This is a genomic window from Nonomuraea sp. NPDC049646 (assembly GCF_044465525.1).
Taxonomy (GTDB): domain Bacteria; phylum Actinomycetota; class Actinomycetes; order Streptosporangiales; family Streptosporangiaceae; genus Nonomuraea.
Map to the genome: position 1 here is coordinate 1 of NZ_JBITLU010000018.1, position 20,138 is coordinate 20,138.

Genomic DNA, 20,138 nt, shown 5'->3' on the forward strand with positions numbered 1-20,138 from the left:
TGGCGCGTGAGGTGGGCACCGAGGGCAACCTGGGCGGTCAGGCCACCGTCCGGGGCGTGTCGGGCACGTGGAAGGACCTCACCGACAACGTCAACGTCATGGCGTCGAACCTGACGAGCCAGGTGCGCAGCATCGCCCAGGTGGCCACCGCCGTCGCCCGCGGCGACCTGTCGCAGAAGATCACCGTCGAGGCCAAGGGCGAGGTCGCGGCGCTCGCCCAGACGATCAACACCATGGTCGACACACTGAGCGCGTTCGCCGACGAGGTCACCCGCGTGGCCCGCGAGGTCGGCACCGAAGGCCAGCTCGGCGGCCAGGCCCGCGTCCCGAACGTGGCCGGCACCTGGAAGGACCTCACCGACAACGTCAACTCGATGGCCGACAACCTGACCAACCAGGTGCGCAGCATCGCCCAGGTCACCACGGCCGTCGCCCGCGGCGACCTGACCAGGAAGATCGACGTCGACGCCCGCGGCGAGATCCTGGAGCTCAAGACCACCATCAACACGATGGTCGACCAGCTCTCCTCCTTCGCCGCCGAGGTCACCCGCGTGGCCCGCGAGGTCGGCAGCGAGGGACGGCTCGGCGGCCAGGCCGAGGTCGAGGGCGTCTCCGGCACCTGGAAGCGGCTGACGGAGAACGTCAACGAGCTGGCCGCCAACCTGACCCGGCAGGTGCGCGCCATCGCCGAGGTCACCAGCGCGGTCACCTCCGGCGACCTGACCCGCTCGATCACGGTCGACGCCGAGGGCGAGCTGGCCGACCTGAAGGACAACATCAACTCGATGGTCAAGTCGCTGCGCGAGACCACGACCGCCAACGAGCAGCAGGACTGGCTCAAGTCCAACCTCGCCCGCATGTCCGGCCTCATGCAGGGCCACCGCGACCTGGCGGCCGTCGCCGAGCTGGTGATGAACGAGCTGGCCCCGCTGGTCAGCGCCCAGTACGGCGCGTTCTTCCTGGCCGAGGAGAACGAGCTCCAGCTCATCAGCGCCTACGGCTACCCGGCCGACCCCGGCAGGCCCACCCGGTTCCGGCTCGGCGAGGCCCTGGTCGGCCAGGCCGCCCGCAGCCGCCGGGTCATCGCCGTCGACGACGTGCCCTCCGGCTCCGTCCGGATCTCCACCGGCCTCGGCACGATCGAGCCCGCCTCGGTGGTGGTGCTGCCGATCGTGGTCGAGGAGCAGGTGCTCGGCGTGATCGAGCTGGCCTCGGTGCAGGCGTTCACGCCGGTCCACCGGGCCTTCCTCGACCAGCTCATGGAGACGATCGGCGTCAACCTCAACACGATCGTGGCCAACGCCCGCACCGACGAGCTGCTGGCCGAGTCGCAGCGGCTGGCGACCGAGCTGCAGGCCCGGTCGGAGGAGCTGCAGCAGCAGCAGGAGGAGCTGCAGCGCTCCAACGCCGAGCTGGAGGAGAAGGCCACGCTGCTGGCCCGCCAGAACCAGGACATCGAGACCAAGAACCTGGAGATCGAGCAGGCCAGGCAGGAGCTGGAGGACCGCGCCCACCAGCTCACGCTGGCCTCCACGTACAAGAGCGAGTTCCTGGCGAACATGAGCCACGAGCTGCGCACCCCGCTCAACTCGCTGCTCATCCTGGCCCAGCTCCTGGCCCAGAACCACACGCGCAACCTGACGCCCAAGCAGGTCGAGTACGCCGAGATCATCCACTCGGCCGGCTCCGACCTGCTCCAGCTGATCAACGACATCCTCGACCTGTCCAAGGTCGAGGCGGGCAAGATGGACATCAACCCCGAACGCGTGCCGTTGCGCCAGCTCCTCGACTACGTCGAGGCCACGTTCCGGCCGATGACGTCGCAGAAGAGCCTCGACTTCACGATCACGAACGCCCCCGGCATCCCGGTGGAGGTCGTGACCGACGACTCGCGGCTGCGGCAGGTGCTGCGCAACCTGCTGTCGAACGCGGTCAAGTTCACCGAGACCGGCAGCGTCGAGCTGCGCATCGAGCCGGCGGCCCAGGACGAGCTGCCCGCCTCGGTGCGCCAGCACGGCGCGGCCATCGCCGTGCGGGTGGTCGACACCGGCATCGGCATCGCCGCCCAGCAGCTCGAAGCCATCTTCGGGGCCTTCCAGCAGGCCGACGGCACCACCAGCCGCAAGTACGGCGGCACCGGCCTCGGCCTGTCCATCAGCCGCGAGATCGCCCACCTGCTCGGCGGCGCGATCGGGGCGCAGAGCACGCCGGGCCAGGGCAGCGTGTTCACCCTCTACCTGCCGATCGCCCGTCCCGACTTCATCGGGCTCTCCCCGAAGAAGGCCCTGGCCGACCCCTCGGTGGTCGTCGAGACCGCCCGCGTCGCCACGCCCGGCCAGGAGACGGCCGCGCCGGCCAGGCCCCACCAGCCGCAGCCGCGCCGCCTGCTCGTGATCGAGGAACGGCCGCAGGGCCTGCTCTCGCACGTGGCCGAGAGCGTGGTGACGGAGCTGGCGCTGAGCAAGGACGAGACGATCGAGATCGTCACGGCCGCCGGCGCGCAGGAGGCCGCGGCCACGCTCGCCGCCGACCCCTGCCACTGCATCGTGCTCGACCTCGACCTGCCCGACCAGAGCGCCTACCGCCTGCTGGAGGCCATGGACGGCGACCAGGCCCTGAACTCGGTGCCGGTGCTGGCCTACAACAACTGGCGGGCCAGCTCCCAGCAGGCGGTGCCGTTGCAGACGCGCGAGGGCGGCCAGCCGCTGGAGCTGCTGTCCAGCCTCGACGAGCTGCGCGAGCGCATCGCCCTGCACCTGACCGCCGACCAGCCCGGCGACGTGCTGCCGCTGATCCGGGCCGGGAACATCAACCAGCTCGCCGGGGCCGAGATCGACACCTCGCTGACGGGCCGGACCGTGCTGATCGTCGACGACGACGCCCGCAACCTGTTCGCGCTGACCAGCATGCTGGAGGTGCACGGCATCGACGTGCTGCACGCCGAGGACGGCCGCAAGGGCATCGACACGCTCGTCGCCCACCCGCAGATCGACCTGGTGCTGATGGACGTGATGATGCCCGAGATGGACGGCTACACCGCCACCGCCCGCATCCGCGCGATGGCGCAGTACGCCGACCTGCCCATCATCGCGGTCACCGCCAAGGCGATGCCGGGCGACCAGGAGAAGGCGCTGGCGGCCGGCGCGAGCGACTACGTGACCAAGCCGGTCGAGGCCGACCATCTGGTCGAACGCATCCGTCACTGGCTCGGCGCCTGACCCGTCCCCCCAAGGAGCAACGCAGTGCACCACCCGCACGATCCGGCGGCCGCAGTGCCGCCGGAGCGTACCGAGCCGCCCAATCTCGGCCGCCTGGCCGCGACGGTCGACCGCCTGCACAGCCAGATCCTGGAGGCCCAGCGGGCCGCCGAGGGCCGCGCCCTGGTCGAGGTGGCCAAGGGCGTCCTGGTCGAGCGCCTGCAGTGCAGCCTGGCCGCCGCCGCCAGGCAGCTCGCCACCCTGGCCGACCAGGCGGGGGTGACGCAGCTCGAACTGGCCGCCGACATCATCAACCAGGCCGCCCACGACCGCATCAGCGAGGCCGCCCGCGACTTCCTGAGCTCGGCCCGCGCCGAGGAGTCGGCGGAGGTGGCGGTGCGGCTGCGCACCGCCGAGAACGGCGCGCTGACCGCCACCGACGCGCAGGCCGTGGCGCAGTCGCTGCTGGATCAGGCCCTGTCCGCGCTCGGCGCGACGACGGTCGCCATCTGGGAGGCCGGGCCGGACGCCTCGCTCACCCTGGCCGGGTACGCGGGGCTGGCCGACGAGGAGGCCAGGCGCTGGCGCTACGTGCCGCCGGGCGTGGCCACGCCGGCCCGCCGCGCGCTGCTGGCCCGCGGCACGGTGTGGCTGGACGACCTGGCCGCCGTCGGCCTGCCCTCGATCGGGCAGCGTCAGACCCCCGGCGCGCGGGCGACCGCGCCGGCCGGGACGGGCGGCCGGATCCTGGGCGTGCTGGAGATCGGCTGGCCGCACGCGATGCCGCAGCCCGACGCGCGGGTCGTCAAGCAGATCGAGGTGCTGGCCGACCTGTGCGCCCACACCTTCGAGAGCACCGACCAGGCAGCCCACGAGTCGCAGGTCCTGCCCGAGCTGATCGACCTGGCCGACGCGCTGCCGGACGCGGCGCTGGTGCTGCGCCCGCAGCTCGGCACCGAGGGCCGGCTGACCGACTTCCGCATCGTGCACGCCAACCCGCGCTTCCTCGACCCGGCCGGGCGGCCGCGCGGCGAGGTCGTCGGGAGCCTGTTCCTGGAGGCGTACCCGCTGGCCGCCGAGGAGGGCGCGCTGCTGGCCAGGATCGAGCACGTGCACGCCACGGGCGAGACCTTCAGGGCCGAGAAGATGACGATCACGGCCCTGGTGGACCAGATCCCCCTGCACACCGTGGCGGGCATCGCGATCATCCGGCTCGGCGACGGCGTGCTGCTCATCTGGCGGTTGCAGGACCAGGACGCCCAGCTCGCCAACCTGCTCCAGCACGCCCAGCGGCTCGGCCGCATCGGCGGCTTCGAGGAGAACCTGCTCACCGGCGAGATCGTCTGGAGCGCCCAGCTCCACGACCTGTACGGCATGTCCCCCGACGAGCCGCCCATCCCGCTGGAACACCTGGCCACGCACGCCCATCCCGACGACGCCGTGGCCATCGGCCGGTTCGTCCGGGCCGTGCTGCACCACCGCCGTCCGGCCTCCACCGCCTACCGGCTCCAGCGGTCCGACGGCACCGTGCGGCACATCAGGGTGGTCGCCGAGCCCGTCTTCGACGACAGCGGCCTGCTGCTGTCCATCCGCGGCGCCTACCAGGACATCTCCTCCCAGCACTGGACAGAGGTGGCGCTGGCCGCCACCCGTGACCAGCTCGCCCACACCGAGCAGCAGGCCGCCGAGCGCAACCGGCTGGCCCTGCAGCTCCAGCAGGCGATCATGCCGCCGAGCCGGGAGCCGCTGGAGGCGTTCGACCTGCAGATCGCCGTGCGCTACCGGCCGGCCGAGAAGGAACACCTGGTCGGCGGCGACTGGTACGACGCGGTCGTGCTGCCCACCAAGCAGATCATGCTGTCGGTCGGCGACGTCGCCGGCCACGGCATCGAGGCGGCCACCGGCATGGTCGTGCTGCGCAACGCGCTGCGCGGCCTGGCGGCCACCGGCGCCGGGCCGGCCCAGCTGCTGACCTGGCTCAATCTGGTCGCCCACCACCTGACCGCGAACGTCACGGCCACCGCGATCTGCGGGCTGTTCGACCCCCGCACCCGCGTGCTGCGCTACGCCAGGGCCGGGCACCTGCCGCCCATCCTGGTCCGCGACGGCCAGGCCAGGGAGCTCGACCTGACCAAGGGCCTGCTGCTCGGGGCGGTCGCCGAGGCCGAGTACGAGGAGACGCACGTGCAGCTCGCCTCCGACGACATCCTGCTCATGTACACCGACGGCCTGATCGAGCGGCGGGACGTCAACCTGCACGAGTCCCAGCAGCGGCTCCTGGACACCGCCCGGCACCCCGCGGCCACCCTGGAGCAGCGCCTCGACCACCTCCTGACGCACAGCAACTCCGACACCGACGACGACACGTGCATCATCGGCGCCCGCCTCCAGTAGCCGTCCGCGCCGTGGCCGGGCGGCCCGGGAGTTTGCCGGGCGTCCGTCTGGTAAGCAACCAAGGCCGGGTCCCCCGCCACGCCACACCCAGGCAGGACTGATCAGACCATGGGCATGGAACCGGAGCTACGCTGTCCCATCAGCACCGATCTCGACGCCATCCGCCGCCTCGTGCGTGAGCACGCCGGCCGCGGCGGGCTGTCCGGTGAGCGCCTGGACAACTTCGTGCTGGCGGTCAACGAGGCGGTCACCAACGTCCTCGACCACGGCGGCGGCACCGGCACCGTGCTGGCCCGCACCGACTCCGGCGGCGTCACGGTGGAGATCGCGGACGAGTCCGGCCGGCTCAGCGCCGCCCACCTGGCCGCGGCCGAACACGGCCGCGCCCACTCGGCGGGGTTCGGCTTCGGGCTGTGGCTGATCCAGCACCTGTGCGACCGCGTCGAGCTCGACCAGAGCCCGCAGGGCTCCCGGTTACTCCTGCACATGAACGTGCGGCCCGCCCCCGGCCAGCCCCCTGAACGCCTCCCACGACTGGCCGAGCCCGCCCTGACATCGGCCGAGCCCGCGCTGCCGGCGGCCGATCCGGTCCTGCCGTCGTCCGATCCGGGGCTGCCGGGCCCGGCAGGATTTCCCGGAACCCTAGGATGAGGCAGGTGAAATACATGCTGCTCATCTACAGCAACCCCGCCGCCCAGCAGGCCGTCGCCGACGGGTTCGACCAGGTCATGGCCGAGGTCGACGCGCTCATGGCCGAGCTGGAGGCCAACGGCGAGCTGGCCGGGGGCCAGGCGCTGGGCGACCCCGCCTCCTCCAAGACCGTGATGGTGCGCGACGGCGTGCCCGCCGTCACCGACGGCCCCTTCCTGGAGGCCAAGGAGTACCTGGCGGGCTATCTGATCGTCGACTGCGCGAGCGTCGAGCGGGCCACCGAGATCGCCGCGCGCTGGCCGGACGCGCGTCTGTGCGCCATGGAGGTGCGGCCCGTCATCGACGAGGTGGCGGAGTGATCGAAGGGCTGCTGCGCGAGCTAGCGCCGCAGGTGCTCGGCGTGCTCGTCCGCCGTTACGAGCAGTTCGACGCCTGCGAGGACGCCGTCCAGGAGGCGCTGCTCGACGCCGCCGTGCAGTGGCCCGTCCAGGGCGTGCCGGACAACCCGCGGGCCTGGCTGATCACGGTCGCCTCCCGCCGGGTCATCGACCACTTCCGCAGCGAGAGCGCGCGCCGGCGGCGGGAGGAGAGCGCGGCGGTCGCCGTCCCGGCCGACGAGTTCGTCGAGCCGGCGCCGGGCGAGGAGCGCACGCCGTCCGGCGACGACACGCTGACGTTGCTGTTCCTGTGCTGCCACCCGTCGCTCTCGGAGCCCTCGCAGCTCGCGCTCACGCTGCGGGCCGTGGGCGGCCTGACCACGGCGCAGATCGCGGCGGCGTTCCTGGTGCCGGAGGCGACGATGGCCCAGCGCATCAGCCGGGCCAAGCAGCGCATCAGGTCCACGGGGGTGCCGTTCGGCCCGCCGCCGGAGCAGGAGCGGGCCGAGCGGCTGCGCGTGGTGCTGCACGTCCTCTACCTGATCTTCAACGAGGGTTACACCGCCACCTCCGGGCCCGACCTGCAACGGCCCGAGCTGACCGGCGAGGCGATCCGGCTGGCCCGGCTCGTCCACCGGCTGCTGCCCGGCGACGGCGAGGTCGCCGGGCTGCTGGCGCTCATGCTGCTGACCGAGGCGCGGCGGGCGGCGCGCACCGGGCCGGGCGGCTCGCTGGTGCCGCTGGCCGAGCAGGACCGCTCGTCGTGGGACCGGCGGCTGATCGAGGAGGGCGTCGAGCTGGTCAGCAAGGCGCTGGCCACCAGCGCGCTGGGCCCGTACCAGTTGCAGGCGGCGATCGCGGCCGTGCACGACGAGGCGCCCACCGCCGCCGAGACCGACTGGCCGCAGATCCTGGCCCTCTACGGCGTGCTGGCCGGGCTGGAGGACAACCCGGTGGTCCGGCTCAACCAGGCCGTGGCCGCCGCCATGGTGCACGGCCCGCGGGCCGGGCTCGACCTGCTCGACGGCCTGGCCGCCGACGACCGGCTCGCCGGGCACCACCGGCTGGCGGCGGTCCGCGCCCACCTGCTGGAGATGGAGGGCGACGCGGAGGGGGCGGCGCTGGCCTTCCGCGAGGCGGCCCGGCGTACGCTCAGTCTGCCTGAGCAGCGCTACCTGGAGGGCAAGGCCGCCCGGCTGGCTTGACAACGATTTTTTTCGGTGCGATCGTGCAGACATGTACGAAGTGGCAGTGATCGAAGACGCGGCGGCCGCCGAGGCGTCGCTCGACCCGATGCGGTCGAAGTTGCTGGCCGAGCTGGTCGAGCCGGGCTCTGCCACGTCCCTGGCCGCCAAGGTGGGCCTGGCCCGGCAGAAGGTCAACTACCACCTGCGCACCCTCGAACGCCACGGGCTGGTCGAGCTGGTCGAGGAGCGCAGGAAGGGCAACGTCACCGAGCGCGTCATGCAGGCCACGGCCGCCTCCTTCGTGATCTCCCCCACGGCTCTGGCCGCCGTGCAGCCCGACCCCGCCCGCTCCCCCGACCGGCTGTCGGCGCGCTGGCTGCTGGCCCTGGCGGCGCAGCTCGTCCGCGACGTCGGCACGCTGATCACCGGCGCGGCCCAGGCGCAGAAGAAGGTGGCCACGTTCGCCATCGACGGCGAGGTGCGCTTCGCCTCGGCCGCCGACCGGGCCGCGTTCGCCGAGGAGCTGGCGCAGTGCGTGACCTCGCTGGTCAGCAAATATCATGACGAGTCCGCGGAAGGCGGGCGGGATCATCGTCTGATCGTCGCCGTGCACCCGTCCGTGAAGAAGGACGCCTGAGGTGGGGCGCGAGTTCGAGATCCCGCTGGAGTCCATGGTCGAGGCGACGCCCGAGCAGGTGTGGGAGGCCATCACCACCGGGCCGGGCATCGACTCGTGGTTCATGGGCCGCAACGAGGTCGAGGGCGGCGCGATCCGCACCGCCTTCGCCGGGGCCGACCTGCCCGAGTCCAGAGTGACCGCCGAAGACCCGCTCAAGCGTTTCGCCCACTCCGGCGTCCCGGGCCCCGACGGCCGTTTCGTGGCCTACGAGTTCCTGCTGGAGGGCCGCGGCCAGGGCAGCACCCTGCTCCGCATGGTCACCAGCGGCTTCCTGCCCGGCGACGACTGGGAGCAGGAGTACGAGGCGATGTCCACGGGCCTGGCCCTGTTCTTCGCGACCCTGACGGAGTACCTCGGCCACTTCGCCGGCCGGGCCGCCGCCCCGCTCACCGAGTCCGGCCCGCCGGTGAGCGACTGGCCGCGCGCCTGGCGGGCCCTGTACGCCGCTCTCGGCGGACGCCCCGAGCCCGGCGACACCGTCCGGCTCGCGCCGCCCGGCCTGCCACCGGTCCAGGGCGTGGTCTACTTCCGCAACGCCCAGACCGTCGGCGTCCGCGCCCCCGACGCCCTCTACCGGTTCGTCCAGGGCATGGGCGGCGGCCTGCTCGCCATGCACCTGCTGTTCGGCGACCCCGCGGGGCAGGCTGCGGCCTGGCGCGCCTGGCTGGAGGATCTGGCCGCGGATCGGGCATGACTTCCGGATGAACGTGGTGGCGCTGTCCGACACCCACGCGCCCCGGCGGTGGCGCGCCTGCCCGCCCCGGGTGGCCGAGCACCTGCGCGGCGCCGACGTCATCCTGCACGCCGGCGACGTCTGCGTGCGCGCGGTGCTCGACGAGCTGGCCGCCTACGCCCCGGTGCACGTGGTGAAGGGCAACAACGACGGCCCCGACGTGGTGGCCCCGGAGACGCTGGAGCTGACCCTGGACGGCCTGCGGATCGGGATGATCCACGACAGCGGGCCGGCCAAGGGCCGCCTGGCCCGGCTGCGCCGCCGCTTCCCCGAGGCCGCCCTGGTGGTCTTCGGCCACTCGCACATCCCGCTCGACGAGTCGGGCGAGGGGCTGCGCATCTTCAACCCGGGCTCCCCCACCGACCGCCGCCGCCAGCCGCACGGCACGATCGGGCTGCTGACCGTCCGGGACGGCGTCCTGACCCGCGCGGAGATCGTGCCCGTCACCTGAGCGGCTCGACGGTGAGCGGCTCGACGGTGACCGGCACGCCGTTGAGCGCCGCCGTGCCGGTGAGCTCGTCCAGCAGGCAGGGGTCGGTGAGGTCGTTGGCGCTGGCGCCCCCCAGCGTGGCCGCGACCGACAGCAGCACGCCCGGCCGGTCGTGGCCGTAGCCGTGGGGCAGGCTGACCACGCCGGGCATGACGTCCTCGCTCGCGCTCACCTCCACCGTCACCTCGCCGCTGCGGGAGCGCACCCGGACCGGCGCGCCGTCGGCGAGACCGCGGGCGCGCACCTGCTCATGCACCCCGCCGACCTGCCGATCAGCAGCAGCCCGGCGGGGGCGGGGGCCAGCAGCTCGGCGCGGGCGCGGGCGAGCCCGTCGAGCAGGACGGGCGGCGCGGCCCGGGCGCGGCGGCCCGGCGTGCGCAGCCGGCCCGGCAGGCTCGGCTTGAGCGGGCCCAGGTCCAGCCCGTGCGGGTGGCGGCGCAGCCGCGCCACGCTCAGCCGGTACGGCCCCGCCCGCAGCCCGAGGTCCACGATCCGCTCCGGCGAGAGCCGCAGCATGAGCCGGTCGGGCAGCGACCCGGCCCGGACCAGGCGCCGGTACCGCCGGGCCAGCTCGCGCAGGATCTCCCAGTCGTGCCGGGCGCCGGGCGTCCTGGGCAGCACGGCCGGGGTGTAGCGGGCGTGGTCGCGGACCGCGACCAGGTTGAAGACGAGGTCGTAGTGGTCGCGTTCGAGCAGGTCGGTGGGCGGCAGGATGACGTCGGCGTGCCGGGTGGTCTCGTTGACGTAGAAGTCGAGGCTGACCATGAAGTCGAGCCCGGAAAGGGCCCGCGACAGCTCGTGCCCGCCGGGGGCCGAGCGCACCGGGTTGCCGGCGATGGTCACCAGCGCCCGCACCTGCCCCGCGCCGGGCGTGCGGATCTCCTCGGCGAGCGCCGCGGCGGGCAGCTCGCCGCCGAACTCCGGCAGGCCGCGCACCCGGCTGCGCCACCTGCCCTCGTGGCCGGGGTCGATCAGGCGGTTGCGCACCGGGTCGACGGCCGGCCTGCTCATCAGCGTGCCGCCGGGCCGGTCGAGGTTGCCGGTGACCAGGTTCAGCAGCTGGATCCCCCACTGGCACAGGGTGCCGAACCGCTGGGTGGACACGCCGATCCGGCCGTAGGCGGCGGCGCTCGGCGCGGCGGCGAACTCGGCCGCGATCCGGGTGATCACCTCGGCCGGCACGCCGGTGACGGCCGCGGCCCGCTCCGGCGTGAACGCCTCCAGCGCCGGGGCCAGCCGGTCGAGCCCGTCCACGTAGGGCGCGGGACGGGCGGCGCCGCCGCCGATGATCAGGCCGACCATGGCCAGGATGAGCGCGGCGTCGGTGCCGGGGCGGACGAAGTGGTGCTCGTCGGCGAGGCGGGCGGTCTCCGTGCGGCGCGGGTCGAACAGCACCATCCGGCCGCCGCGGGCGCGCAGGTCGCGGATGCGCCGGACGACGCCGGGCGCGCTCATCACGCTGCCGTTGGAGACCGCCGGGTTGGCGCCGAAGGCCAGGAAGTAGGCCGTGCGGTCGATGTCGGGCACGGGGAGCAGCCACTGGCTGCCGTACAGGTGGCGGGCGACGTACTGGTGCGGGAGCTGGTCGAGGGAGGCGGCGGAGTAGCGGTTGCGGGTGCCCAGCAGGCGGGCGAACGGCGGCGCGTGCGTCAGCGCGCCCAGGCTGTGGACCACCGGGTTGCCGAGGTAGACGGCCACGGCGTCGGGACCGTGCACGATGCGCGTCCCGGCCAGCCGGGCGGCGACCAGGTCGAACGCGTCCGCCCAGGAGACCTCGCGCCAGCCGTCCCGGGTGCGGACCACGGGACGGCGCAGCCGGTCGGGGTCCTCGCGCACGTCCTGCAGGGCCACCGCCTTGGGGCACAGGTGCCCGGCCGACAGCGGGTCGTCCTCGTCGCCGCGGATGCCGGTGATCCGGTCGCCGTCCAGGTCGACGCGCAGGCCGCACATGGCCTCGCACAGGTTGCAGGTCGCCAGCCGGGTCGCCATGTGACCAGGCTATGAGTGGACGCGCCCGTCCCCGAGCCGCCACCCCGGCGACCGTCCGACCAGGTCGGCGCGTGTGCGGCGCGGGGCCGGTCAGGCGCCGCGGTCGCGGGCCAGCGCGCCGCCCGCCATCGGCGGCAGGGGCCGCTCGTGCAGCCACGCGGCCAGCAGCGCGCCGGCCGGGACGTGCCGTCCGGCGTGCGCGGCGAACTCCCGCGTGGTGACGCTGCCGTACCGGCGGCTGTCGGCCCAGGAGCGCAGCATCGTGAAGAACGCCTGGTCGCCGGCCGCCCGGCGCAGGGCGTGCAGGGTCAGCGCGCCGCGCTTGTAGACGCGGTCGTCGAACAGCACGGCCGGGCCGGGGTCGGCCAGCACGAAGTCCTGCGGCAGCGCGGCGAGCCTGCGGTGCCAGCGCAGCGCGTGCTCGTCGGCGGGCGGGCCGCCAGAGCGCTCCGACCACAGCCACTCCGCGTAGGTGGCGAACCCCTCCTGCAGCCAGATGTCGGCCCACCCCGCCACGGTGAGGCTGTTGCCGAACCACTGGTGGGCCAGCTCGTGCGCGACCAGCCGCTCGCAGCCGCGCGCGCCGTCGACGTGGTTCCTGCCGAAGATCGACATGCCCTGCGCCTCGACCGGGATGTCGAGGTCGTCGTCGGCCACGACGACGGTGTAGCCGCTGAACGGGTAGGGCCCGAACAGCTCGCCGAACAGCGCCATCATCTCGCCCTGGCGGCCGAAGTCGTGCCGGGCGCGGGCGGCCAGCCGGGCGGGATGGGCCAGGCGCGTGCCGCCCGCCTCCGAGAGCTGGTAGCGCCCGATCTGCACGCTGGCCAGGTACGTCGCCATCGGCTCGGCCTGCTCGTAGACCCACGTCGTGGTCCCGGACGCCCGCCGCCTGGCGGTGAGCACGCCGTTGGCGATCACCTGGTACGCCGGCGCCGTCGTCACCGAGATCCGGTAGGACGCCTTGTCGTCCGGCCGGTCGTTGCACGGGAACCACGAGGGTGCGCCGATCGGCTGACCGGCCACGAGCGCGCCGTCGGTCAGCTCCTCCCAGCCGAGCCCGCCCCACGGGCTGCGAATGGGGACGGGCGTGCCCGCGTACCGGACCTCGACGACGGCCCGCTCCCCGGCGGCCGGCGGGCGGGGCAGGGTGAGGCGCAGCTTGCCCTGGCCGTGCGTGTGGCGGACGGCCCGGCCGTCCACCGTGACGCCCTGGACGCGGAAGTGGCCGAGGTCGAGGGCGAGCTCGGCGAGCGGCTCGACGGCCGAGACGGTCAGGCGGGCCGTGCCGTCGAGCCGGTTGGCCGCGACCCGGTAGTGCAGCGCCAGGTCGTAGTGCTCGACCGCGTACCGGTGGTCGCCGTGCCCCGGGAAGTACGCCGTCATCGCCACGCCGAGACGGGGTTGCCGAACCACCGGCTGCCGCCGGGCAGCGCCTCGCCGCGCATGACCAGGGACGCCGGCCCGACCGTCGTGCCCGCGCCCACCCGCGCGGCGGGCAGGACGACGCCGTGCGGGCCGAGCGTCGCGCCTTCCTCCAGCGTCACCGTGTCGATGCTCATGACCCGGTCGTGGAACAGGTGCGTCTGCAGCACGCATCCCCGGTTGACGCACGCGCCGTCGCCGAGCGTCACCAGATCCGCCTCCGGCAGCCAGTACGTCTCGCAGGTGACCCCACGCCCGATGCGTGCCCCGAGGGAGCGCAGCCACACGTTCAGCGGGGCGGTCCCCAGCCACGGCTGGGCGAACCAGGGCGCGGCCAGCACCTCGACGAAGTTGTCCGCCAGCTCGTTGCGCCACACGAACGAGCTCCACAGCGGCCTGTTCCCGGCCTTGATCCGGCCGACCAGCGCCCATTTGGCGGCCGTCGCGACCGCCGCCGCGAGCACCCCGGCGGCCAGCACGACCAGCCCGCCCAGCGCGGCGGCCACGGCGAAGCCGTGACCGGCGGCCAGCCACTCGAACGCGGCCACCGCCAGCACGGCCAGCGCGACCACGCCCATCGCGGGCACCACCCGGCACACCTCGACCAGCGCCCGCGCCGCCCGGTAGCGCGCGGGCGGGTCGTAGGTCCTGCTGCGGTCGGCCTCCTCGGCCGTGCGGCGCAGCTCCATGGGCGGCATGCCGACGTACGAGGAGCCCGACTTGGCCTTCTTGGGCGTCGCCGACAGCACGCCGACCAGGCCGTCCTTGGGCACCTTGCGGCCGGGGGCGGTCATCCCGGAGTTGCCGAGGAAGGCGCGCTTGCCGATCCGCGCCGAGGCCAGGCGCATCCAGCCGCCGTCCAGCTCGTACGGGGCCACCATGGTGTCGTCGGCCAGGAAGGCGCCGTCGCCGACGGAGGTCATCGTGGGCAGCGCGAGCACCGTGGACAGCTCGGCGCCGCGGCCCACCTTCATGCCGAGCGCCCGCAGCCAGACGGGCGTCAGGACGCTGGCGTACAGCGGGAACAGCCACACCCGGGCCGAGGCCATCAGCCGGCCGGTCACCCACGCCTGCCAGGCCGGACGGCTGTGCACCGGATGGTGCCCGGGGTGCAGCCCCAGGCCGAGCAGCCGCACCCCGGCCAGCGTGACCAGGGCGAAGGCGGCCATGCCGGCGACCGTGGCCAGGGGCACGGCGGGCAGGGCGGCGGCCAGCGCGCCGCCGAGCGTGGGCTCGTCCCCGGCGAAGGCGGCCAGGACGGCGAGCACGACGCCGGCCGCGGCCACCGGGAGCAGGCTGAGCACGATCGCGCTCACCCCGTACAGCGCGACCCACGGGCGGGAGCGGGCGGCGCGCCCGGCCGGCCGGGAACGGCGCGGCTTGCCCTGGCGGAAGGCCGGGACGCCGGCCCAGCGCTCGCCCGACGGGACCGTCCCGGCCACCGCGGAACCGGGCGCGACCTGCGCGTTCTTGCCGATCCGCGCGCCGGGCAGCAGGGTCGAGCGGGAGCCGACGGTGGCGCCCGCGCCGATGCGGAGCTCGCCGACGTGCACCAGGTCGCCGTCGTACCAGTGGCCGGCGAGATCGACCTCCTGCTCGACGGAGGCTCCCCTGCCCAGCTTGAGCAGGCCGGTGATCGGCGGGGGCGAGTGCAGGTCGGCGTCCGGGCCGACGGTGGCGCCGAGCAGCCGGGCGTACCAGGCCATCCACGGCGCGCCGGCCAGGTCGGGCACGCCGAGCCGGTCGGCGAACCGCTCGGCGAACCACAACCGCAGGTGCACGCCGCCGCCGCGCGGATGGGCGCCGGGGCGCACGCCGCGCAGCAGCAGCCGGGCGACAGCCGCCGACAGGCCCATGCGTCCCATGGGGGTGACGAACGCCAGCGCGCCGAGCGTCACCCACCACCACGACAGCCGGGGCGCCCACGGCGGGGCGAGCACGTTGCCGAGGGCGGCCAGCGGCACGGCCCAGCGCAGCGCGCCCACGGTCAGCAGCGGGATCATGAGCGCGGTCTGCGCCAGCGCGGCGCGCCTGGGCATGGGGGCGGCCGCCGCGTGCGCGGGGGCGTGCGTCCCGCCCCTGGCGGCCAGCAGCTCGGCCAGCCCGGCGAGGGTCGGGTGGGCGTAGACGTCGCCGACGGCCACGTCGGGGTGGGTGGCCCGGAGCACGGAGACCAGACGGGCGGCGGCCAGGCTGGTGCCGCCGTCGGCGAAGAAGTCCGATCCCGGCCCTTCCGGGCGCACGCCGAGGATCTCGGTCCACTGCGCGGCCAGCAGCGCCTGTGCCGGGGTCAGGCCGGTGTCCGCGGCGGCCGGACCGGCCAGCGGCCACGGGAGCGCGTCCCGGTCGATCTTGCCGGAGGTCCTGGTGGGCAGGGCGTCCACGGGGGCCAGGCGGGGCACGAGCGCGGCGGGCAGCGAGCCGGCCAGCAGCTCGCGGGCCCGTCCGGCGTCGAAGCCGGGCCCGGTGACGACGTAGCCGACGAGCACCTGGTGGCCGCCGCCCGCGGTGCGGACGGCCGCCGCCGCGCCGGTGACGCCGGGCAGCGCGTTCAGCGCGGCGTCCACCTCGCCGAGCTCGATCCGGCGTCCGCCCAGTTTCACCTGGTCGTCGGCGCGGCCGGCGAAGATCAGGCCCTCGGGCTCGGCGCGGACGAGGTCGCCGCTGCGGTAGGCGCGCTCCCAGCCCAGGGACGGCAGCGGCGCGTACTTCTCGGCGTCCTTGACCGGGTCGAGGTAGCGGGCCAGGCCCACGCCGCCGATGATCAGCTCGCCGGTCTCGCCCATGGCGACCGGCTCGCCCGCGCCGTCCACGACCGCCAGGTCCCAACCGTCCAGGGGCAGGCCGATGCGTACGGGCCCCTCCCCCGTCAGGCGGGCGGCCGAGGCCACCACGGTCGCCTCGGTGGGCCCGTAGGTGTTCCACACCTCGCGGCCGGGCACGGCCAACCGCTCGGCGAGCTCGGGCGGGCAGGCCTCGCCGCCGAAGATGAGCAGCCGGATGCCGTCGAGGTGCGCGGCGGGCCAGAGCGCGGCCAGCGTCGGCACGGTCGAGACGGCGGTGACGCCCTGCCCGGCCAGCCAGGGGGCCAGGTCCATGCCGGTGCGCACGAGGGCTCTGGGCGCGGGCACCAGGCAGGCGCCGTGCCGCCAGGCCAGCCACATCTCCTCGCAGGAGGCGTCGAAGGCCACCGACAGCCCGGCCAGCACCCGGTCACCGGGGCCGAGCGGCCGGTCCTGCAGGAAGAGCCCGGCCTCGGCGTCGGCGAACGCGGCGGCCGACCGGTGCGTCACCGCCACGCCCTTGGGCCGGCCGGTGGAGCCGGAGGTGAAGATGATCCAGGCGTCGTCGTCCGGGGCAGGCCGCTCGGGCGTGGCCTCCCGGCGGACCCGTGTGACCGGCATGACAGGTGTGACCGGCGTGACAGGGCCGCCGTCGAGCACGGCGTCCACGGCGGCCTCGGCGAAGACGAGTTCGGCGCGTTCGTCCGGGTCGTCGGCGTCCACGGGGACGTAGGCGGCGCCGGCCGCGAGCACGGCGAGGATGGAGACGTACAGCTCGGCGGTGCCGGAGGCGATGCGCACGCCCACCCGGGAACCGCGCCCGACGCCGGCCGCGGCCAGCTCGGCGGCGACCCGGTCGACCTCGGCGCGCAGCGACCGGTAGTCCAGGCACACGTCGCCGTCGTCCAGCGCGGGCGCGCCGGGGTGGCGGCGGGCGGTCTCGTCGAGGATGTCGATCAGGGTGCGGGGCGGCGCGGCCAGCATGCCCGCCGGGTAGACCGCCGACGCGGTCCTGAGTCGTAAGTCTGCCGAGTCGGTGCGCAAACGCTGCTCCTTCGGTCGGGCGGTCGGCCCCGGCCCGTCAAGGCCGCGGGCTGCCACTGTCGTGGCGTTCGCGCCACCTCCGTTCGCAACGGTCGCCGATTCGCCAACTATTCCACGATGTGACGGAGATCGCCGTGCCCGGCGGGGGCCGGTCGGGTCAGCGGAGCCAGGCGTCGACGGCGGCCAGCAGGTCCGCCTTGAGGGCGTCCGGGGCGAAGGAGGCCCTGATCGAGGCGCGGGCCAGCTCGGCCAGGACGTCGTCGCCGAACCCGAAGATCTCGCGCAGCCGCCGGTACTCCTCGGCCAGCGCGGTCTCGCCGTCGGTGTTGACCGTGACCGCGAGCCCCGCCTCGCGCAGGCGCGGCAGCGGGTGCTCGGCCAGCGACGGCACCAGCCCGAGCAGGACGTTCGACGTGGGGCAGACCTCCAGCGGGACGCCGCGCTCGCGCACCTCGGCCACCAGCGCCGGGTCGTCCAGCACCCGGATGCCGTGGCCGAGCCGCTCGGTGCGGCCGAGGTCCAGCGCCTCGCGGATGCTCGCCGGCCCGGCCGCCTCGCCCGCGTGGTGCACCAGGTGCAGGCCCGCGTCCCCGGCCGCGGCGAACACCTCGGCGAAGGGGGCCAGCGGATGGGCCTCGTCGCCCGCGAGCCCGAGGCCGATCACCTCGTCGTAGCGGGTGGCCAGCTCGTACGTCCGCCACAGCCGCTCCAGGGGCCGCCGCCTGGAGTGGTCGAGCAGCACCCGGGCCTCGATGCCGTACCGCCTGCCCTCGGCCAGGCCGTCGAGCACCGCCTCCAGCGGCATCTCCGGTGCGCCCAGCCGTTCCCCGTGGGCGGCGGCGGTGAAGGTGACCTCGACGTAGCGGGTGCCCTGGGCGGCCTCGTCCTCGCAGAACTCCAGGGCGACGCGCCGGAAGTGCTCGGGGGTGCGCAGCAGGTCGCGCACCTTGGCCCGCTGGTCGGCGAACTCGCGGAAGCTGGCGAACGTGCCCTCGGGCTCGGGCGGGCCGCCCAGCTCGCGCACGGTCGCGGGCCGTACGGTGCTCTCCAGGTGAACGTGCAGGTGGGCCTTGGGAAGCAGGCGGAGGTCTCTCACTCTCCGGGAGGTTATCGCCGGGTGATGCGGATTTTCGACTGCTTATGTGGGCCTTGCTCCCAGTCGTCCATGAAAGTGGCTTTCAGCCCGTGCCGGCGGGCCAGTTCGACCAGCGTCTCGGTGCGGTAGTAGAAGTCCTCGCGCAGGACGTGGTGCTCCTTGCCCTCGGTCCGGTCGAAGGTGAAGTCGAACCAGCCGTCCGGCTTCATGACCCGGCCCACGTTGGCGAAGCACTCCTCGATGACCTCGATCGGCGAGTGCGAGAAGACGCTGTGGGCGTGGACGACGTCGAAGTACTCGTCCGGCAGGAACGCCAGCCGCAGGTCGCGCACCGGCGCCAGGTACGGCAGCTTGTCCTGCAACGCGTGCTTCTCGATCGTGTCCTGGGCGGCCAGCAGGATGTCGGGCGAGATGTCGACGCCGTAGTAGTTGCCGGTGAACAGGTAGCCGATGAACAGCCGGCCGGCGCGCAGGTTCCCGCAGCCGATCTCCAGCATCCGGCAGTCGGGCTTGAGCCCGTGCTCCACCAGGTAGTCGAACTGCATGCGGCCCAGGGCGAGCCAGCGCCGGTGCCGGTGCGACCCCACGGCGCCCTCGGGGTCGCGGGCCGTGTCGGACCTCATGACGGCGCGGTAGTAGGTGACGTGGTCGTGGGTGCGGAGCCTGAACCAGGTGTCGCGGGCCAGCCGGCGCAGGTGGGGAGCGATCCTGTGGGGGTGCCGGAACGCGTAGGCGGCCTGGTGGACGAGGCTCGTACGGGAGCGTTTCACGTTGGGCAGAGTAGGTCCGGCCCACCCGGCCCGCTCCGGGCTCCACACACTCCAGAGCCCCCTTTTACCTGCCCTTTCCCACCCCTGGACGTCTCGTCGGCGGCCTCGTCATCGGGCGGCGGGGGCGCGGCACGCGGTCGCCGGGGTGGACGGAGGTCGTGCCTGTCGCTGGTCGCGCCGGCGTCGCGGCGGCTGTTTCGGTCGACAAGGCGGTGACGCTCCACGTCCACACGGCGAGCCCTGCTCGGCGTGTCGCGTGCTGCCCTCCCGGGGATCGGGCGGTCAGCTCAGGTAGTCGCGCAGCGCCATGGCCCGGGAGGGGTGACGCAGCTTGGACATGGTCTTGGCCTCGATCTGGCGGATGCGCTCACGGGTGACGCCGTAGACGCGGCCGATCTCGTCGAGGGTGCGCGGCTTGCCGTCGGCCAGGCCGTAGCGCATCGTGATCACCCCCGCCTCGCGCTCGGAGAGCTGGTCGAGCAGGCTGTGCAACTGCTGCTGCAGCAGCGTGAACGAGACCGCGTCGGCCGGGGAGACGGCTTCGGTGTCCTCGATCAGGTCGCCGAACTCGCTGTCGCCCTCCTCGCCGAGCGGCGTGCTCAGGGAGATCGGCTCCCGGCCGTAGCCCTGCACCTCCGACACCCGCTCGACGTCGAGATCGGTCTCGGCGGCGATCTCCTCGGGGGTGGGCTCGCGGCCCAGGTCGGACTGCAGGCGGCGCTGCACGCGGGCCACCTTGTTGATCAGCTCGACCATGTGCACGGGGATGCGGATCGTCCGGGCCTGGTCGGCCATGGCACGGGTGATGGCCTGCTTGATCCACCAGGTGGCGTAGGTGGAGAACTTGTAGCCGAGCCGGTAGTCGAACTTCTCGATCGTCCGGATCAGGCCGAGGTTCCCCTCCTGGATCAGGTCGAGGAAGAGCATGCCGCGGCCGGTGTAACGCTTGGCGATGGAGACGACGAGCCGGAGGTTGGCCTCCAGCATGCGGCGCTTGGCACGAAGGCCGTCGTCGGCGATCCACTCCAGGTCGGCACGCAGGTCGGAGGGCAGTCCCGGCTCGCTGTCGAGCCGTTCCCTGGCGAACAGGCCGGCCTCGATGCGCTTGGCCAGCTCGATCTCCTGCTCGGCGGTGAGCAGCGGGACGCGCCCGATCTCCTTCAGATAGGTCTTGACCGAGTCGGCGCCGACGGCCGTGCCACCGTCGGCGATGGTGTCGTCCAGTTCGAGAACCTCTGCTGCTTGGGACAAAATTCTCTCCTCGCTCGCGTTGGGTGGACGCTCAGTGACTGAGCCGGCCTGCGGGCAGGGCCGGCGGGGAAA

At 74.0% G+C, this 20,138-nt stretch carries 14 protein-coding genes and 1 pseudogene; 8 read left to right on the forward strand and 7 right to left on the reverse strand.

Translation table 11 applies throughout. The annotated features are described in order from the left end of the window. The 8 genes from ACIBQ8_RS40100 to ACIBQ8_RS40135 all read left to right on the forward strand — a co-directional run. The coding region (locus ACIBQ8_RS40100) for a response regulator (RefSeq protein ID WP_397194647.1) at window positions 1–3,218 on the forward strand (3,218 nt) is incomplete at its 5' end. Between the two features lie 24 nt (window positions 3,219–3,242). Continuing rightward, entirely contained in the window at window positions 3,243–5,591 is a 2,349-nt protein-coding gene (locus ACIBQ8_RS40105) for a SpoIIE family protein phosphatase (protein ID WP_397177554.1), read from the forward strand. A 114-nt stretch (window positions 5,592–5,705) separates the two neighbouring features. Next, complete coding sequence (locus tag ACIBQ8_RS40110) at window positions 5,706–6,242, forward strand: ATP-binding protein (RefSeq protein WP_397177553.1); 537 nt, start codon at window positions 5,706–5,708, stop codon at window positions 6,240–6,242. A gap of 14 nt (window positions 6,243–6,256) precedes the next feature. Beyond that, a complete protein-coding gene (locus ACIBQ8_RS40115) occupies window positions 6,257–6,601 on the forward strand; it encodes a YciI family protein (protein ID WP_352331477.1) in 345 nt (114 codons plus the stop codon). Further along, complete coding sequence (locus ACIBQ8_RS40120) at window positions 6,598–7,824, forward strand: RNA polymerase sigma factor (protein WP_397177551.1); 1,227 nt, start codon at window positions 6,598–6,600, stop codon at window positions 7,822–7,824. The genes ACIBQ8_RS40115 and ACIBQ8_RS40120 overlap by 4 nt, the downstream gene beginning before the upstream one ends. 31 nt (window positions 7,825–7,855) lie before the next feature. Continuing rightward, window positions 7,856–8,443: an ArsR/SmtB family transcription factor gene (locus ACIBQ8_RS40125; RefSeq protein ID WP_397177550.1), complete on the forward strand. Its 588-nt coding sequence runs from the start codon at window positions 7,856–7,858 to the stop codon at window positions 8,441–8,443. A gap of 1 nt (window position 8,444) precedes the next feature. Beyond that, complete coding sequence (locus ACIBQ8_RS40130; RefSeq protein ID WP_397177549.1) at window positions 8,445–9,179, forward strand: SRPBCC domain-containing protein; 735 nt, start codon at window positions 8,445–8,447, stop codon at window positions 9,177–9,179. A 7-nt stretch (window positions 9,180–9,186) separates the two neighbouring features. Beyond that, on the forward strand, window positions 9,187–9,669 hold the full coding sequence (locus tag ACIBQ8_RS40135) for a metallophosphoesterase family protein (protein ID WP_397194648.1): 483 nt from the start codon (window positions 9,187–9,189) through the stop codon (window positions 9,667–9,669). On the opposite strand, the gene ACIBQ8_RS40140 is transcribed toward ACIBQ8_RS40135, so the two are convergent. The 7 genes and pseudogenes from ACIBQ8_RS40140 to ACIBQ8_RS40170 form a co-directional block, all read right to left on the reverse strand. Continuing rightward, complete coding sequence (locus ACIBQ8_RS40140) at window positions 9,662–9,952, reverse strand: molybdopterin dinucleotide binding domain-containing protein (RefSeq protein ID WP_397194649.1); 291 nt, start codon at window positions 9,950–9,952, stop codon at window positions 9,662–9,664. The two genes, ACIBQ8_RS40135 and ACIBQ8_RS40140, sit on opposite strands and share 8 nt — an antisense overlap. Next, window positions 9,889–11,697 (reverse strand): molybdopterin-dependent oxidoreductase, encoded by a 1,809-nt coding sequence (locus ACIBQ8_RS40145; protein WP_397194650.1) that lies wholly within the window; start codon window positions 11,695–11,697, stop codon window positions 9,889–9,891. Before ACIBQ8_RS40145 ends, ACIBQ8_RS40140 begins: the two co-directional genes overlap by 64 nt. 90 nt (window positions 11,698–11,787) lie before the next feature. Next, complete coding sequence (locus ACIBQ8_RS40150) at window positions 11,788–13,083, reverse strand: M1 family metallopeptidase (RefSeq protein WP_397177570.1); 1,296 nt, start codon at window positions 13,081–13,083, stop codon at window positions 11,788–11,790. Further along, window positions 13,080–16,949, reverse strand: a complete 3,870-nt coding sequence (locus ACIBQ8_RS40155; RefSeq protein WP_397194651.1) for a Pls/PosA family non-ribosomal peptide synthetase — start codon at window positions 16,947–16,949, stop codon at window positions 13,080–13,082. Before ACIBQ8_RS40155 ends, ACIBQ8_RS40150 begins: the two co-directional genes overlap by 4 nt. Before the next feature lie 157 nt (window positions 16,950–17,106). Continuing rightward, window positions 17,107–18,045 carry an adenosine deaminase gene (add, locus tag ACIBQ8_RS40160; RefSeq protein WP_397194652.1) on the reverse strand — a complete coding sequence of 313 codons (939 nt, stop codon included), beginning with the start codon at window positions 18,043–18,045 and terminating at the stop codon, window positions 17,107–17,109. Window positions 18,046–18,056: 11 nt separating this feature from the next. Continuing rightward, complete coding sequence (locus ACIBQ8_RS40165) at window positions 18,057–18,815, reverse strand: class I SAM-dependent methyltransferase (protein WP_397177541.1); 759 nt, start codon at window positions 18,813–18,815, stop codon at window positions 18,057–18,059. 282 nt (window positions 18,816–19,097) lie between these two features. Then, window positions 19,098–20,000: pseudogene (locus tag ACIBQ8_RS40170) on the reverse strand (RNA polymerase sigma factor); the annotation flags it as partial. Between the last annotated feature and the right edge of the window lie 138 nt (window positions 20,001–20,138).